The organism is Aquabacterium sp. (assembly GCF_029946005.1).
Classification (GTDB): Bacteria; Pseudomonadota; Gammaproteobacteria; order Burkholderiales; family Burkholderiaceae_C; genus Aquabacterium.
Genome location: NZ_JAQSDR010000014.1, coordinates 195,785 through 212,176 on the forward strand (window position 1 = coordinate 195,785; position 16,392 = coordinate 212,176).

The 16,392-nt window shown below is 63.1% G+C and carries 13 protein-coding genes; 2 read left to right on the top strand and 11 right to left on the bottom strand.

Annotation, left to right across the window (positions count from 1 at the left end):
• Positions 1–99 precede the first annotated feature (99 nt).
• A complete protein-coding gene (gene rpoH, locus PSV38_RS10880; protein WP_300547318.1) occupies positions 100–1,029 on the top strand; it encodes an RNA polymerase sigma factor RpoH in 930 nt (309 codons plus the stop codon).
• A gap of 7 nt (positions 1,030–1,036) precedes the next feature.
• On the opposite strand, the gene PSV38_RS10885 is transcribed toward rpoH, so the two are convergent.
• From PSV38_RS10885 to tal, 3 genes are read right to left on the bottom strand one after another with little or no spacing between them, the layout of a single operon-like run.
• Positions 1,037–1,699 carry an HAD family phosphatase gene (locus PSV38_RS10885; protein ID WP_300547319.1) on the bottom strand — a complete coding sequence of 221 codons (663 nt, stop codon included), beginning with the start codon at positions 1,697–1,699 and terminating at the stop codon, positions 1,037–1,039.
• Positions 1,696–3,336 carry a glucose-6-phosphate isomerase gene (gene pgi, locus PSV38_RS10890; RefSeq protein ID WP_300547320.1) on the bottom strand — a complete coding sequence of 547 codons (1,641 nt, stop codon included), beginning with the start codon at positions 3,334–3,336 and terminating at the stop codon, positions 1,696–1,698. The genes PSV38_RS10885 and pgi overlap by 4 nt, the downstream gene beginning before the upstream one ends.
• Before the next feature lie 17 nt (positions 3,337–3,353).
• Positions 3,354–4,316, bottom strand: coding sequence for a transaldolase (gene tal / locus PSV38_RS10895; RefSeq protein WP_300547321.1), 963 nt, complete (start codon positions 4,314–4,316; stop codon positions 3,354–3,356).
• A 101-nt stretch (positions 4,317–4,417) separates the two neighbouring features.
• On the opposite strand from tal, the gene zwf reads away from it, so the two are divergent.
• Positions 4,418–5,875, top strand: coding sequence for a glucose-6-phosphate dehydrogenase (gene zwf, locus PSV38_RS10900; protein ID WP_300547322.1), 1,458 nt, complete (start codon positions 4,418–4,420; stop codon positions 5,873–5,875).
• Between the two features lie 16 nt (positions 5,876–5,891).
• Here the strand turns inward: zwf and PSV38_RS10905 are convergent, their stop codons facing one another.
• The 8 genes from PSV38_RS10905 to PSV38_RS10940 all read right to left on the bottom strand — a co-directional run bounded on the left by PSV38_RS10905 (position 5,892) and on the right by PSV38_RS10940 (position 16,318).
• Positions 5,892–6,179 (bottom strand): STAS domain-containing protein, encoded by a 288-nt coding sequence (locus PSV38_RS10905; protein WP_300547324.1) that lies wholly within the window; start codon positions 6,177–6,179, stop codon positions 5,892–5,894.
• A gap of 5 nt (positions 6,180–6,184) precedes the next feature.
• Complete coding sequence (locus PSV38_RS10910) at positions 6,185–6,874, bottom strand: ABC transporter substrate-binding protein (RefSeq protein ID WP_366526654.1); 690 nt, start codon at positions 6,872–6,874, stop codon at positions 6,185–6,187.
• Between the two features lie 33 nt (positions 6,875–6,907).
• Positions 6,908–7,774, bottom strand: coding sequence for a VacJ family lipoprotein (locus PSV38_RS10915; protein ID WP_300547325.1), 867 nt, complete (start codon positions 7,772–7,774; stop codon positions 6,908–6,910).
• Positions 7,771–8,253 carry an outer membrane lipid asymmetry maintenance protein MlaD gene (mlaD, locus tag PSV38_RS10920; protein ID WP_300547327.1) on the bottom strand — a complete coding sequence of 161 codons (483 nt, stop codon included), beginning with the start codon at positions 8,251–8,253 and terminating at the stop codon, positions 7,771–7,773. Before mlaD ends, PSV38_RS10915 begins: the two co-directional genes overlap by 4 nt.
• 33 nt (positions 8,254–8,286) lie before the next feature.
• On the bottom strand, positions 8,287–9,069 hold the full coding sequence (mlaE, locus tag PSV38_RS10925; protein WP_300547329.1) for a lipid asymmetry maintenance ABC transporter permease subunit MlaE: 783 nt from the start codon (positions 9,067–9,069) through the stop codon (positions 8,287–8,289).
• Positions 9,069–9,911 (bottom strand): ABC transporter ATP-binding protein, encoded by an 843-nt coding sequence (locus PSV38_RS10930; protein WP_300547331.1) that lies wholly within the window; start codon positions 9,909–9,911, stop codon positions 9,069–9,071. Before PSV38_RS10930 ends, mlaE begins: the two co-directional genes overlap by 1 nt.
• Positions 9,912–10,137: 226 nt before the next feature.
• Positions 10,138–11,613: a glutamate synthase subunit beta gene (locus PSV38_RS10935; RefSeq protein ID WP_300547333.1), complete on the bottom strand. Its 1,476-nt coding sequence runs from the start codon at positions 11,611–11,613 to the stop codon at positions 10,138–10,140.
• Between the two features lie 28 nt (positions 11,614–11,641).
• The gene (locus tag PSV38_RS10940) at positions 11,642–16,318 is read right to left on the bottom strand and encodes a glutamate synthase-related protein (RefSeq protein ID WP_300547485.1); all 4,677 of its coding nucleotides are present in this window, start codon (positions 16,316–16,318) and stop codon (positions 11,642–11,644) included.
• Positions 16,319–16,392: the final 74 nt, after the last annotated feature.

Consider the following 16,392-nt stretch of genomic DNA (forward strand, 5'->3'; position numbering starts at 1 on the left):
AAGTCCCTTCAGGGGAACTTTTCAAGGCTTAGCACTCAAAGCAATAGAGTGCTAATATTTCCTTTCAAAGCAAAGGATGATTCCGAAAGGACGCCAACGATGACTGCCGCCGCTACCGCCTTGACCACCCGTGATCCCTGGACCCTGGTTCCCTCGCTGGGCAACCTGGATGCCTACATCCGCGCCGTGCAAGACATTCCCATGCTCAAGGTGGAAGAAGAGCAGGCTCTGGCGCGCAAACTCCGTTCGGAAGGCGATGTTCAGGCCGCCGGTCGCCTGGTGCTGTCCCACCTTCGCCTGGTGGTGTCGATTTCGCGCCAGTACGTGGGCTACGGCCTGCCCCAGGGCGACCTGATCCAGGAAGGCAATGTCGGCCTGATGAAGGCTGTCAAGCGCTTCGACCCCGACCAGGGCGTGCGTTTGGTCAGCTACGCCATGCACTGGATCAAGGCCGAAATCCACGAATACATCCTGAAAAACTGGCGCATGGTCAAGGTGGCCACCACCAAGGCCCAGCGCAAGCTGTTCTTCAACCTGCGCTCGCTCAAGCACCAGTACAAGGGTGACGCCGACGACGCCCACGTGGGCCGCATGGGTTTCAGCGAATCCGAGATCCAGCGCGTGGCGCACGACCTTGATGTCCGTCCCGAAGACGTCATCGAGATGGAGACCCGCATGTCGGGTGGCGATGTGGCGCTCGAAGCCCCGGCCGACGACGACCACGAGGGCCCTGCGGCCCCCATGGCCTACCTGTCGGACGACGCCAACGAACCCACCCGCGTCATCGAGGCCAACCACCGTGACTGGCTGGCCAGCGACGGCATCACGCACGCCTTGAACCAGCTGGACGACCGCAGCCGCCGCATCGTTGAAGAGCGCTGGCTCAAGGTCAACGACAACGGCTCGGGCGGCATGACGCTGCACGACCTGGCGGCCAACTATGGCGTCAGCGCCGAGCGCATTCGTCAGATCGAAGTGGCCGCGATGAAGAAAATGCGCAAGGCCTTGAGCGCAGAAGAAACCGCCTGATGAAGGCTCAAAGCGCTTGATGGTGGCTGGGCAAGGCGCCCAGCCTGATCAAGTCGCGCTCGCATTGCGCGGCATCGACGAACTGAACCGCGTTCCAACCCAGTTGCTGGGCTACCGCCACATTGCCCCCGTGGTCATCAATGAACACGCAACGGCTGGGCTCCAGGCCAAACTGCTGCGCCGCCGTGGTAAAAATCGCGGGCTCAGGTTTGATCTGACCCACATCACACGAAAACACGCCATCGCGAAAGTGCTTCAGGAACGCGTGCTCGCGCAGCAGATGCTGGGCAAACGGGCTCGGCATGTTCGACAGGTAGTGCAGTCGCGTGCCTGCCTTGGCCAGGCGCTCGATCCAGGCCACCGTGGCCGCGATGGGCGCCAGGTGAATCGGGATGGCATCCAGCAGGCGGTGCAAGTCACCGTGCGCCAGCCCTGTGCGGTGGGCAAGACGCAATTCAATCTCGGGCCGCTGCAAAGCACCGCGGTCAAACTCTGTCCAGTCGCTGCCAGGGGTGAATGACTGGAAGATGCTCAACGCCAGGGCCTGGGCCTCATCGCGGGTGGTGGCCAGGTGCGGCCACATCGACAGGATCAGATCGGGCGGGCTCCAGTTGAAGACCACCCCACCAAAATCGAACACCACGGCCTCGCAGGGCGCGACGAGGCTCACCGCAAGCGCCCGATGAGGGCCGCCGTGGAGGCATCCAGCCCGGTGACATCGCCCGTGGCCAAACGTGGCAACAAGGTCTTGCTCAGCGCCTTGCCCAGCTCCACGCCCCATTGGTCAAAGGAGTTGATGCCCCACAGCGCACCGCTCACAAACGTGCGGTGCTCGTAAAGCGCCACCAGCGCGCCCAGTGATTCGGGCGTGAGCTGGTCCAGCACCAGGGTCAGGCTGGGGCGGTTGCCGGGGAAGGTGCGGTGGCGCGCCAGCACATCGCGCGGCACGCTGCTAGAGGCTGTGGGCACGGTCTCCTGCGCAGCCTCAAGCTGGGTCTTGCCCCACATCAAGGCTTGCGCCTGCGCCAGGCCATTGCTCAGCAAAACCTGGTGCTGTTGCGCCATCAGCGCGCGCAACTCGGGAGACCATTGTTTTTCATCGCGGTGCGTGGCCTGCCTGACCAGGATGAACTCCAGCGGGATGACATCGGAGCCCTGGTGCAGCATCTGGAAGAAGGCATGCTGGCCATTGGTGCCCGGTTCGCCCCACACCACGTCACTGGTGGCGTAAGGCAAAGGCTGGCCATCCTGGTCCACGCTCTTGCCATTGCTTTCCATCAGCAATTGCTGCAGGTAAGCGGGCAAGCGCCTCAGGCCATGGTGATACGGCGCGATGCCATGGCTGGTGTAGCCCTTGAAGTTGCGGTACCAGACGTCCAGCAAACCCAGCCACACCGGCAGGTTGGATTCAAGCGGCGCCTGCGCGAAATGCAGGTCCATGGCATGGGCGCCCGACAGCAAGGCCTTGAAATGATCGCGCCCCAAAGCCAGTGCAATGGGCAAGCCAATCGACGACCACATCGAGAATCGCCCGCCCACCCAATCCCAAAAGCCAAACGTGGTGGTGATGCCAAAGGCGGCGGCGCCTTCCACATTGGTGGTGGTGGCCACGAAATGGCGAGCGATGTCCTGCCCACCCTGGTCCAGAAACCACTGGCGCGCGGCTTGCGCGTTGGCCATGGTCTCCTGGGTGGTGAAGGTTTTGGAGGCGATGATGAACAGCGTGTGTTCGGGCAGCACGCGGCGCAACACCGCTGCCAGATCGTGGCCATCGACGTTGGACACGAAATGAAAATTCAGGCGTGGGTGCACGAAGGGATCCAGCGCGGGCACCACCATTTGCGGCCCCAGGTCGGAGCCACCGATGCCGATGTTGACCACGTCATGGATGTCACCGCGAGCCAAGCTGCCTGCTGTGGCGCGGATGCCCTCCACATAGGCCAGCATCTGGTCCAGGGTTTGGTGCACCAGCTCGCTATGAGGCGCCTGGCCGCGCGGCGCCCGCAAGGCCGTGTGCAGCACCTCGCGCCCTTCGGTCTGGTTGATGGGCTCGCCAGCCAACAAGGCATCGCGCCGAGCCTCGATGCCGCATTCGCGGGCCAGGTCCAGCAGATGGCGGGTGGTGGCGACGTCCCAATGCGCGCGCGAGGCATCCACGAAGACACCGGCGGCTTCGAAAGCAAACCGTTCGGCGCGCTGAGGATCCTGGGTGAACAGATCGCGCAAATCCTGATCGCGCCCATGCGCCTCGAAATGCCCCTTCAAGGCCTGCCAGGCCACCGTTTGATCACAGCGCGGAAATGTCATGCCCACCACCTCGGCCATCAACGCTGCGCTTCGATGAGCGCGTCCAGCTTGGCCGAGTCAACGGCAAACGAACGGATGCCTTCGGCCAGTTTCTCGGTGCCCATGGCGTCGTCGTTCAAGGCGTAGCGGAAGGCGGCTTCGGTCAATGGCGGCACCGGCGCGGCGCTGCCGATGTCGGAGGCCCCACCCAGCTGCCTTCGCACCGGCTGGCTGGACGCATCAGCAGCCTGCAACTGGGCCAGCAACTCGGGGCTGATGGTGAGCAGATCGCAGCCCGCCAGGGCCAGGATCTGGCCCACGTTACGGAAGCTGGCGCCCATCACCTCGGTGCGGATGCCCTGCTGCTTGTAGTAAGCGTGGATGCGCGTCACCGACTTCACGCCTGGGTCATTCAGGCACGCGTTGGCGGCCTCGTCCCAGGCGCTGCCCGCCGTCTTCTTGTACCAGTCGTAGATACGGCCCACGAAGGGCGAGATCAGCTGCACGCCCGCGTCGCCACAGGCCTGGGCCTGGCAGAACGAGAACAACAAGGTCAGGTTGCAATGGATGCCTTCGCGCTCCAACTCGCGGGCGGCCTGGATGCCCTCCCAGGTCGAGGCGATCTTGATCAGCACGCGGTCGCGGTGGATGCCGGCTGCCTCGTACCAACCGATGATGCGGCGGGCCCGGGCCAAGGTGCCCTGGGTGTCGAAGCTCAGGCGGGCATCCACCTCGGTGGAGACACGGCCCGGCACGACTTTGAGGATCTCCAAGCCGAAACGCACCAGCACCTGGTCCACGATGGCGTCCAGGGCCTCGCCCCGGTGCGCTGCCACGGTGTCGGCCAGCAAGGGCGCATAGTCGGGCTTCTGCACCGCCTTCAAGATGAGCGACGGGTTGGTCGTGGCATCTTGCGGCGTGAACTGTGACAACTGCTTGAAGTCGCCGGTATCGGCCACGACTGTGGTGAATTGCTTGAGCAGATCGAGTTGGGAAGCCATGAAGTGAGCTCTTGCTCTCAAATTGTTTTATCGTGGGCTTGATTTTGAATGGTTTTTCGTGACAAACCGCTGCGAACCCTTTTTTACACCCTCCTCAGCCCATGTCTTTTGACCTTGTTTTTTTTGGCGGCACCGGCGATCTGACCTGGCGCAAGCTCATGCCCGCTTTGTTCCAGGCCTGGCGACACGGCAAACTGCCCGCCCATGGCCGCATCCTGGCCGTGGCCCGTGATGACCGGGATGATGCCGACTACCGCGCCTGGTTGAAGGATCGGCTGCAGGAGGCCGAGAGTGCCAAGCGGCCCAGCGAAGAGGAGTTCGCGCGTTTCTCCGAGCTGATCCACTACCTGCGCATGGACCTGTCGCAGCCCACGGACTATCAGCGTCTGAAGGAGTGGCTGGGTGCCCGAGGCGCCGACACCGTGGTCATCTACCTGGCCACCAGTCCGCACCTGTTCCCGTCCATTTGCGAACAGTTGGGGGCTTGCGGCCTGAACCATGATCGCGTGCGCGTGGTGCTTGAAAAACCCCTGGGCCACGACCTGGCCAGCGCCCAGGAAATCAACCGCGTGGTGCGCTCGGTGTTCTCTGAACAGCAAGCCTTGCGCATTGACCACTACCTGGGCAAGCCTTCGGTGCAGAACCTGATGGCCCTGCGCTTTGGCAACATCCTGTTTGAACCGTTGTGGCGGCGCGAAAGCATCGCCAACATCCAGATCACCCTGGCCGAGAGCATTGGCGTGGGCACGCGCGGCGACTTCTACGACCGCACCGGCGCCCTGCGCGACATGATCCAGAACCACGCGCTGCAGTTGCTGACCATGATCGCCATGGAGCCCCCCTCCAGCGCGCACGCCGACGCCATCCGCGACGAAAAACTCAAGGTACTGCGCTCGCTCAAACCCTTTGACGCCATCACCGTGGCCCGCGATGTGGTGCGCGGCCAGTACCGCGCCGGCAATGTCGAAGGCCATGCCGCCGTGGGCTACGTTGAAGAAAGCAAGGTGCCCCCCGGCAGCCACACCGAAACCTTCGTGGCTCTGCGCTGCGAAATTCAGAACTGGCGTTGGGCGGGCGTGCCCTTTTACCTGCGCACCGGCAAGCGCCTGGCCCAGCGCCAGGCCGAGATCGTGGTCAATTTCAAGCCCACGCCCCACCCCATTTTTCCGGGGCCCAACGCGGCCAACAAGCTGGTGATCAAGCTGCAACCCGAAGACGGCCTGGAGTTGCAACTGTTGGCGGCCAAGGGAACCTCGTCTGGTGCTGAGCATGAGGCGTTGTCACCCGTGTCGCTGGACCTGGACTTCGACAAGGCGTTTCCGACCAACCGCGTGGGTGCTTACGAGCGCATGCTGCTGGATGCGCTGGCAGGCCGCTTGAACCTGTTCGTGCGCTCGGACGAGCAGGAACAGGCCTGGCGGTGGGTCGAGCCCATCCTGGATGCCTGGGACGCCAACCCGAATGGATTGCGCCCCTATGCTGCGGGCACCTGGGGCCCACCAGCCGCCAGCGCGCTGGTGGCCCGCGACGGGTTTGCCTGGGCCGAAGAAGAGTGCTGAAAACCTTCGCCAGCGATCAGACCGATTGCAACAGCGCATCCACCCCATAAAGCCGCGCCAGTTCCTGCAGCTTATTGGGCAACGATTGCACCGCGAATGCCCGGCCCTTGGCCCGGGCCATTCGCTGGCATTCCAGCAGCACGGCCAAGGCACTGGAGTCGAATTGCTCCAGGGTGGAGCCATCCACGGTCAGCATGGCCGCTTCACCAGAGCCTGCGGCCGCCGCGCGGTCCAGGGTCTCGCGGAACAAGCGCAAGGTGGCCCCCACTTGGGCGTGGGTCAAGACAGCAGGCAACATCAGCATGGCAATCAGCCCACTGGTTTCTTGCTGGCCAGTTGCTTGTTGCGCTCGGCCAATTTGCCGATCAGGCCATCCACACCGGAGGCTGACACTTCCTGGGCGAAGCTGCTGCGGTAGGTTTCCACCAACCAGGCCCCCAGAACGTTGACATCGTAGATCTTCCAGCCGTCGCCAACCTTTTCAACGCGGTAGTCGATCTGCACGGGATCCCCCTTGCCGCGCACCAGGGAACGCACGATTACCTCGGTGTCTTCCGGGCGCGAACGCACCGGCTTGAACTCCACCACCTGGTCCTTGATCTGGGCCACGGCACCGGCGTAGGTGTAGGTCAGCAAGGTGCGGAACTCCGCTTGCAGGCGCTTTTGCTGGTCAGGCGTGGCCTGGCGCCAGTTGCGACCCACGGCGGAGGCCGTCATGCGCTGAAAGTTGACGTAGGGCAGCACCTTGGCTTCGATCACCGCAATCGCCTTGCGCAGATCACCAGACTGGATGGCCTTGTCGCCGCGCACGGTGTTGATCAGGTCGGCGGTGATGCTTTTGACGAACAGGTCGGCCGTCTGGGCGGCCGCCGTGGTCATGACGTCGGCAGACGCCGCCATGGCGGCTTGTGCCAGCACAGCCGGACTGGCTGCGGCCAAGGCCATGGCAAACGCCAGGGAACGCAGCACCGTGCAGGGGGAAAGCTTCGAAATGTTCAAGATCTTCGTCCTAAGGATGATGGTCATGCAGTCTTAACGCACGAACTCGTCCGCGCGCAGACCTTGTAACTCTGCAACGGTGATATCAGGCCAATGTTTGGCATCCGAATCAATCTTGGATTGCGGGGCCACGGGGTCGACAGCAGGCTCGCTGTCGTAGTCTTCCTCGTCCTCTTCGGGCGGCTCGCCGTTGTAAACCTGGCTCTGCCGACGCTGCAAATAGGCATCACGCACGAAAGAATACGGGTCCAGGGCCACGTCGGTCAGCAAATTGGTGACGTCCAAGACGCTGGCGCGGGCATTGATCACCTGCAGGATGGACACACCCATGGCGGCCTCGTCATCGTTGATCACCAAGCGGGGGCTGAAGTACAGGTCACCCGGGATGCTCACCGAATCCCGCAAGGTCGAGGGCCCCAGAATGGGCCAGACGATGTAAGCGCCAGGCTTGACGCCCCAGACGCCCAGCGTTTGCCCGAAGTCCTCGTTCTGGCGCTCCAGGCGCATGGGCGTGGCCATGTCAATCAAGCCAGCCAAACCGAAGGTGGTGTTGACGCTGACCCGCATGATCTGCGTGGCGCCTTGACCCGGATGCCCTTGCAGAAACAGGTTGATGGCCGACCACAGGTCTTTGAAATTACCGCCAAAGTTGCTGATGGCCGTGCGCACAGGCTGTGGCGTCACGGCCTTGTAACCGGTGGCCACAGGCTTGAGCAGGTTGTCGTCCAGCGCCTGGTTGAAAGAGAAGACCTTGCGGTTCATCACCTCCAGCGGGTCAGGATTCTGGCGGGTGGCACAACCTTGCAGCAAGGTGGTTGACACGATGAGCAAGCCACCCAAGCCTTTGGCCCAGGTCGAAGTCTGAACGGGGGCAGCCCATTCAACCGGTCGTGGATTCACTTCTTATCTCCCGAGGCACCACCGCCGTCCGCCGCCTTGCTGAACAAAAACTGACTGATCAGGTTTTCGAGCACGATGGCCGATTGAGTGGTTTTGATGGCGTCACCTTGAGCCAGGTTGATTTGTTCGTAGCCTGGCTCAAGGCCAATGTACTGCTCACCCAACAAACCTGCTGTGAGGATTTTGGCGGAGCTGTCTTTGGGAAAGCTCACGCCTTTGTTCAAAGCGATTTCAACACTGGCCTGAAAGGTCTTGTCGTCGAATTTGATGGCCTGCACACGGCCAATCACCACGCCAGCGCTTTTGACGGCTGCTTTGGGCTTGAGGCCGCCGATGTTGTCAAAGCGGGCCGTGACCACGTAGGTCGGGTCAAACGACAAGGTCAGCAGGTTGCCGGCCTTAAGCGCCAGGAACAAGATGGCCGCCGCGCCCAACAGGACGAACAAACCCACCCACACGTCAAATCTTGATCGTTGCATTGCTATTTCTCCGTGCCGCGTTCGTTGATCTGGTCAGATCGAGAACATCATGGCCGTCAGTACAAAATCCAGCGCCAACACGGCCAACGAAGCCACCACCACGGTGCGCGTCGTGGCCCGGGACACCCCTTCGGGCGTGGGCTGGCATTCAAAACCCTGCAACAAGGCGACGAAGGTCACCGTCAGGCCAAACACCACACTCTTGATCAGGCCGTTGCCCACGTCATACCAGACGTCAACGCCACCCTGCATCTGGGACCAGAACGCCCCCGAATCGACGCCGATCATGATCACACCGACCACCCAGCCGCCAAAAATACCCACGGCCGAGAACACGGCGGCCAGCAAGGGCATGGCGATGACGCCGCCCCAGAATCGGGGTGCCAGCACCCGCTGGATGGGGTCGACCGCCATCATCTCCATGGCAGCCAGTTGCTCGCCCGCCTTCATCAAACCGATGCCAGCAGTGAGCGACGTGCCAGCGCGACCGGCGAACAGCAAGGCGGCCACCACCGGGCCCAGCTCGCGAACCAGCGACAAGGCCACCATGAGGCCCAAGGCCTCGCTGGAGCCGTAGCGCTGCAGGATGTAATAGCCCTGCAGGCTGAGCACAAAACCCACGAACAGACCAGAGACCGTGATGATGGCGAGCGAATGGTTGCCCAAGAAGTGGATTTGCTCGCTCAGCAGGCGCCCGCGCCTCAAGGTGGGCAGCAGTGAGCCCAACAAACGCAAGAACAGGCGCGCGGCATAGCCCACATCGGCGATCTTGCCGCGCAAGGCGTAGCCCACATTGGCAGGAGACCAGGCGTTCATCATCCACGAACTCCGAAGTCCTGGCCCGCGTCCACCGCAGGGTGGTGGAAGCGCACCGGGCCATCCGGGGCGGCGGTCACGAACTGCTTGACCAGAGGGTCGTCGCTGGCCCGCAATTCAGCGGGGGTGCCTTGCGCGGCAATGCGGCCATTGGCCAGCAGCACCACGTGGTCGGCGATCAGGAAAGACTCGTCGACATCGTGGGACACGAGCACGCTGGTCAGCCCCATGGTGTCGTTCAATTCGCGGATCAGGCGCGCGGCCACGCCCATCGAGATGGGGTCCAAGCCAGCGAAAGGCTCGTCGTAGAGCATCAACTCAGGGTCCAGCGCCATGGCGCGCGCCAGGGCCACGCGGCGGGACATGCCGCCTGAGATTTCACTGGGCATCAGGTCGCGGGCGCCACGCAGGCCCACGGCGTTGAGCTTCATCAGCACCAGATCGCGGACGATGGACTCGGGCAGGCGGGTGTGCTCGCGCAAGGGAAAGGCCACGTTTTCAAACACCGACAAGTCGGTGAACAAGGCGCCAAACTGGAAGAGCATGCCCATGCGGCGACGCGCAGCCATCAGGCCGGCGGCGTCCAGCGTGCCGATGTCCACGCCATTGATCAGCACGTGGCCCTTGATGGGAGACAATTGCCGACCGATCAGGCGCAGCACGGTGGTCTTGCCGCCACCGGAGGTTCCCATCAGGGCGACCAGCTTGCCGCGCGGCACCACCAAATTAATGTCCGACAAAATAACGCGGTCCCCATAGCCGCACGTGACGCCACGCAACTCCACGAGCGCGTCGGGAGACTGGAGCGGCAAAGCGGATTCGGAGGGGGTGTTGGCTGTCATGGCAAAAAAATGCGCCGGTGAGCATGCACCGGCCGGTGGATCATAGGGGATTCCCCGTCGCCCTGCCGTCCGGGCGAGGGGTAGGCACAACAGCCTTGAGCCTTATCTCGACAACTTCAGGCAACTTGGCGCAAGTTTGAGCAGGTTTTTGATCCCCAAATGGCTCAGCGCAACGCCACGGTGATGACCGCGGACGCTGCGCTGACAGGTTGACGACTTTGGAGGCTTAACGCGGCAGATCGGACGTGCCCATCAGGAACTCGTCGATCGAACGTGCGGCCTGGCGGCCTTCGCGGATCGCCCACACCACCAGGGACTGGCCCCGGCGCATGTCGCCTGCGGCAAACACCTTGTCCACATTGGTGGCGTAACCACCCATGAAGTCGGTGCTGGCGCGCGCGTTGCCGCGGTTGTCCTTGTCCACTCCGAAGCCGCTGATGATGGTCTCGACCGGGCTGACAAAACCCATGGCCAGCAGCACCAAGTCGGCCTTGAGCACCTGCTCGCTGCCCGCCACTTCTTCGAACTTGCCGTTCTTGAATTCGACGCGCACGGTCTTGACGCCCGTGACCTTGCCGCCTTCGCCGATGAACTCTTTGGTGGCAATGGCGAACTCGCGCTCGCAGCCTTCTTCGTGGCTGGACGAGGTGCGCAGCTTGATCGGCCAGTAAGGCCAGGTCATGGGGCGGTCTTCCTCTTCGGGCGGACGGGGCATGACCTCGAACTGGGTCACGCTGGTCGCGCCATGGCGGTTGGAAGTGCCCACACAATCGGAGCCAGTGTCGCCGCCGCCGATCACGATCACGTTCTTGCCCGTGGCCATGATTTGGTCCTTGACCTTGCCGCCGCCGTTGATACGGTTCTGCATGGGCAGGAATTCCATCGCGAAATGGATGCCTGACAAGTCGCGCCCAGGCACGGGCAGGTCGCGCGATTGCTCTGCGCCCCCGGCCAGCAGCACAGCATCGAAGTCCGCTTGCAACTGCTTGGGCGTGACGGTTTCCTTGGCCCAGTTGGTGACCTTGCTGCCTGGCCCTGATTTTGGCAACTCACCCACCATCACATTCGTCTTGAAGACGATGCCCTCGGCTTCCATCTGCTTAACGCGCAAGTCGATGTGGCCCTTGTCCATCTTGAAATCGGGGATGCCGTAGCGCAGCAGGCCGCCGACGCGGTCGTTCTTTTCGAACACCGTGACGTCGTGGCCCACGCGGGCCAGTTGCTGTGCAGCGGCCATGCCGGCGGGGCCGGAGCCCACCACGGCGATCTTCTTGCCGGTCTTGACCGTGGCGGGGCGGGCTTGAACCCAACCTTCGGCCCAGGCCTTGTCGATGATGGCGTGCTCGATGGACTTGATGCCCACCGCGTCGTCATTCACGTTCAAGGTGCAGGCGGCCTCGCAGGGTGCGGGGCAGATGCGGCCGGTGAACTCGGGGAAGTTGTTGGTGCTGTGCAGCACCGTGATCGCGTTCTTCCAGTCGCCCCGGTAAACCAGGTCGTTGAAGTCCGGAATGATGTTGTTGACGGGGCAGCCGCTGTTGCAAAACGGCGTGCCGCAGTCCATGCAGCGCGCGCCCTGGATCTTGGCGTCTTCGGGCTTGAGGCCGATGACGAATTCCTTGTAGTTCTTCAGCCGCGCCTCAACGGGGGCATAGCCCTCTTCAAGACGGTCGAATTCCAAAAAGCCGGTGGGTTTTCCCATGTCGATGAACTCCTGTGTGTCTGGCCGCTCAGGCCTTGGCCTTGCCAGACTTGGCCTTCACATCGTCCTTGGCTTTGGCGATGGTGGCGACGGTTTCTTGTTTGGCGCCCATCTCGGTGAGGGCGCGGCGGTATTCGTGCGGGAAGACCTTGACGAACTTGGGCAGCAGCGTGCTCCATTGGTCAAGGATTTCGCGCGCACGCAGCGATCCGGTCCAGCGGTGGTGGTCTTCGATCAGCTTCTTGAGCAAAGCCTCGTCGGCCACACCGTTGTGCATGGGGATGCCATCGGCCTGCTGGTCGGCTGCGGGCAGCACCTTTTCCAGGCTGACCTGGGCCAGGTTGGCACGCCTGCTGAATTGGCCGTCTTCGTCGTAGACATAAGCCACGCCGCCCGACATGCCCGCCGCGAAGTTGCGGCCGGTCTGGCCCAAGACCACCACGGTGCCGCCGGTCATGTATTCGCAACCGTGGTCGCCCGTGCCTTCGACCACGGCCGTGGCACCCGACAGGCGCACGCCGAAGCGCTCGCCGCCGACACCACGGAAGAAGGCCTCGCCACTGGTGGCGCCGTACAGCACCGTGTTGCCCACGATGATGTTGTCGACCGCGTTGCCACGGAAATCTATGCTGGGGCGCACCACCACGCGGCCGCCGCTCAGGCCCTTGCCGGTGTAGTCGTTGGCCTCACCGATCAGGTACAGGGTGATGCCCTTGGCCAGGAAGGCGCCGAACGATTGGCCGCCCGTGCCTTCCATCTGGATGAAGATGGTCTGGTCTGGCAAGCCATCGGGGTGGTGCTTGATCAGCTCGCCCGACAGCATGGCGCCAACAGTGCGGTTGACGTTGCGGGCCTCTTCCATGAACTGGACCTTCTCGCCACGCTCGATGGCGGCGCGGGACTTCTCGATCAGGCGCAGGTCCAGGGCCTTGTCCAGGCCATGGTCTTGCGTCGACACGTGCAGACGCGGCACGTCGGCGGGCACCGGCGGCAGCGCAAACACGCGGGTGAAGTCCAGGCCCTTGGCCTTCCAGTGCTCGACGCCCTTGCGGGTGTCCAGCAGGTCAGCGCGGCCGATCAGTTCGTCGAACTTCTTGATGCCCAGTTGCGCCATGATCTGACGCGCTTCTTCGGCGACAAAGAAGAAGAAGTTGACGACGTGCTCGGGCTTGCCGGAGAACTTCTTGCGCAGCACCGGGTCTTGCGTGGCCACGCCCACCGGGCAGGTGTTCAGGTGGCACTTGCGCATCATGATGCAGCCCTCGACCACCAGCGGTGCGGTGGCGAAGCCGAACTCGTCGGCGCCCAACAAGGCACCGATGACCACGTCACGGCCGGTCTTCATCTGACCGTCGGCCTGCAGACGGATGCGGCCGCGCAGGCGGTTCAGCACCAGCGTTTGCTGGGTTTCGGCCAGGCCGAGTTCCCACGGCGTGCCGCAGTGCTTGATCGACGACCAGGGCGAGGCGCCCGTGCCGCCATCGTGGCCCGCGATCACGATGTGGTCGGCCTTGGCCTTGGCCACGCCAGTCGCCACCGTGCCCACACCCACTTCAGACACCAGCTTGACGGAGATGTCGGCCTTGGGGTTGACGTTCTTCAGATCGTGGATCAGCTGGGCCAAGTCCTCGATCGAGTAGATGTCATGGTGCGGCGGGGGCGAAATCAGGCCCACGCCCGGCACCGAGTGGCGCAGCTTGCCGATGTAGTCGGAGACCTTGCCACCGGGCAACTGGCCGCCTTCGCCAGGCTTGGCACCCTGGGCCATCTTGATCTGGATCTGGTCGGCGGACGTCAGGTACTCGGTGGTGACACCGAAGCGGCCCGAGGCCACTTGCTTGATCCTGGAGCGCAGGCTGTCGCCAGCGTTCATCTCGTAGTCGACTTCGACGACATTGGCGCCGATGATCTCGGACACCTTGGTGCCTTGCTTGATCGGGATGCCCTTGAGCTCTTGACGGTAACGGGCCGCGTCTTCGCCGCCCTCACCGGTGTTGCTCTTGCCGCCGATGCGGTTCATGGCCAGGGCCAGTGTGGAGTGCGCTTCGGTGCTGATCGAACCCAACGACATGGCGCCCGTGGCAAAGCGCTTGACGATGTCGGCAGCCGACTCGACTTCTTCCAGCGGGATGGCCTTGGCCGGGTCGATCTTGAACTCGAACAGGCCGCGCAGGGTCAGGTGACGACGCGACTGGTCGTTGATGATCTGGGCGTATTCCTTGTAGGTGTCGAACTTGTTGGCACGCGTGCTGTGCTGCAGTTTGGCGATCGCGTCCGGCGTCCACATGTGGTCTTCACCACGGGTGCGCCAGGCGTACTCGCCACCGGCGTCCAGCATGGATTCCAGCACCGGGTCAGCCCCGAACGCGGCCTTGTGGTTGCGGATGCCTTCCTCGGCCACTTCGAACACGCCGATGCCACCCACTTGCGTGGCCGTGCCACGGAAGTACTTGTCGATCAGCTCCTTGTTCAGGCCGATGGCCTCGAACAACTGCGCGCCGCAATACGACATGTAGGTCGACACGCCCATCTTGGACATGATCTTGGACAGGCCCTTGCCAATCGCCTTGACGTAGTTGTAGATGGCCTTGTCGGCCGACAACTCACCCGGCAACTCCTGGTGCATGGACACCAGCGTTTCCAACGCCAGGTAGGGGTGGACGGCTTCAGCGCCATAACCCGCCAGCACCGCGAAGTTGTGCACTTCACGCGCCGTGGCGGTTTCAACGACCAAGCCAGCCGACGTGCGCAGGCCCTTGCGGACCAGGTGGTGGTGGATGGCCGACAGCGCCAGCAAGGCCGGGATGGCGATGTTGCTGCGGTCCATCTTGCGGTCGCTGATGATCAGGATGTTGTGACCCGACTGGATCGCTTCCACCGCTTCAGCGCACAGCGAGGCCAGCTTGGCTTCGACACCTTCGTGCCCCCAGGCCAGTGGATAGACGATGTCGATCTCGTAAGGCTTGAACTTGCCACCGGTGTGCTTGTCGATGTTGCGCAGGCGCGCCATGTCGTTGAAGTCCAGCACGGGCTGGGACACTTCAAGACGCATCGGCGGGTTCACCGCGTTGATGTCCAGCAGGTTGGGCTTCGGGCCAATGAAGGACACCAGCGACATCACCACCGCTTCGCGGATCGGGTCGATCGGCGGGTTGGTGACTTGCGCGAACAACTGCTTGAAGTAGTTGTACAGCGGCTTGTTCTTGTCCGACAGCACGGCCAGGGGCGAGTCGTTGCCCATCGAGCCCGTGGCTTCCTCGCCATTGGTGGCCATGGGGGCCATCAGGAACTTGACGTCTTCCTGGGTGTAGCCAAAAGCCTGCTGGCGGTCGAGCAGCGATTCGCTGAACTCGCCCACGGTGCCGCTGGCCTCGATGGTGTCCAGCTTGATGCGGACGTTCTCGATCCACTGACGGTAAGGCTTGGCCTGCGTGAACTGGGCCTTGAGCTCTTCGTCATTGATGATGCGACCTTGCTCGAAGTCGATCAGCAGCATCTTGCCGGGCTGGAGGCGCCACTTCTTGATGATCTTGTTCTCGGGGATGGGCAGCACGCCCGATTCCGAGGCCAGGACCACGAGGTCGTCGTCGGTGATGATGAAACGGGCGGGGCGCAGGCCATTGCGGTCCAGCGTGGCGCCAATCTGGCGGCCGTCGGTGAAGACCATGGCGGCCGGGCCGTCCCAGGGTTCCATCATGGCGGCGTGGTATTCATAGAAGGCGCGGCGGCGCTCGTCCATGGTCGAGTGCTGCTCCCACGCTTCCGGGATCATCATCATCGCGGCTTGCGCCAGCGGGTAGCCCGACATGGTCAGCAGTTCGAGCGCGTTGTCAAACGTGGCGGTGTCCGACTGGCCGTCCATGCTGATGGGGTAGAGCTTCTTCAGGTCATCGCCCAGCACGGGCGACTTCATCACGCCTTCGCGGGCGCGCATCCAGTTGAAGTTGCCCTTGACGGTGTTGATTTCACCGTTGTGCGCCACCATGCGGTACGGGTGGGCCAGAGGCCATTCGGGGAAGGTGTTGGTCGAAAAGCGCTGGTGCACCAGCGCCAGGGCCGAGACCACGCGCTCATCGGCCAGGTCAAGGTAGTACTTGCCGACCTGGTCGGCCAGCAGCAGGCCCTTGTAGATGATGGTGCGGCACGACATGCTCACCACGTAGTACTCGCCGCCGTGCGTCAGGCTCAGGCTGGAGATCTTGCTGGAGGCCGTCTTGCGGATCACGTAGAGCTTGCGCTCCAGGGCATCGGGCACCAGGATGTCCGGGCCACGACCCACGAAGACCTGGCGCATGACCGGCTCTTTTTCGCGCACGGTGGGCGACATAGGCATGTCGCGGTCCACGGGCACGTCACGCCAGCCCAGCAACACCTGGCCTTCGGCCTTGATGGCGCGCTCCATCTCTTGCTCGCACGCCAGGCGCGAGGCGCTTTCCTTGGGCAGGAAGATCATGCCCACGCCATATTCGCCAGGCGGGGGCAAATCAACACCCTGTTTGGCCATCTCGGCACGGTAGAACTCGTCGGGAATCTGGATCAGCAAGCCAGCACCGTCGCCCATCAGCGGATCGGCACCCACGGCACCCCGGTGGTCAATGTTCTCCAGGATCTGCAAGCCCTGGCGCACGATGCTGTGGGCTTTTTGGCCCTTGATGTGCGCCACGAAGCCCACACCGCACGCGTCGTGCTCGGCGTTGGCGTACATCCCATGCTCGGCGGCATGCAGGATTTCTTGTTGGGTGGCCGAGGTAGAAGCTTCGGTTGAGGTGGGGAACTGAG

Coding starts and splice junctions, on each gene's coding strand:
- tal (WP_300547321.1), bottom strand. CDS start 4,316: ATGGCTTCCCAACTCGATCTGCTCAAGCAATTCACCACAGTCGTGGCC.
- mlaE (WP_300547329.1), bottom strand. CDS start 9,069: ATGAACGCCTGGTCTCCTGCCAATGTGGGCTACGCCTTGCGCGGCAAG.
- zwf (WP_300547322.1), top strand. CDS start 4,418: ATGTCTTTTGACCTTGTTTTTTTTGGCGGCACCGGCGATCTGACCTGG.
- PSV38_RS10940 (WP_300547485.1), bottom strand. CDS start 16,318: ATGTACGCCAACGCCGAGCACGACGCGTGCGGTGTGGGCTTCGTGGCG.
- PSV38_RS10935 (WP_300547333.1), bottom strand. CDS start 11,613: ATGGGAAAACCCACCGGCTTTTTGGAATTCGACCGTCTTGAAGAGGGC.
- pgi (WP_300547320.1), bottom strand. CDS start 3,336: ATGACATTTCCGCGCTGTGATCAAACGGTGGCCTGGCAGGCCTTGAAG.
- rpoH (WP_300547318.1), top strand. CDS start 100: ATGACTGCCGCCGCTACCGCCTTGACCACCCGTGATCCCTGGACCCTG.
- PSV38_RS10905 (WP_300547324.1), bottom strand. CDS start 6,179: ATGCTGATGTTGCCTGCTGTCTTGACCCACGCCCAAGTGGGGGCCACC.
- PSV38_RS10930 (WP_300547331.1), bottom strand. CDS start 9,911: ATGACAGCCAACACCCCCTCCGAATCCGCTTTGCCGCTCCAGTCTCCC.
- mlaD (WP_300547327.1), bottom strand. CDS start 8,253: ATGCAACGATCAAGATTTGACGTGTGGGTGGGTTTGTTCGTCCTGTTG.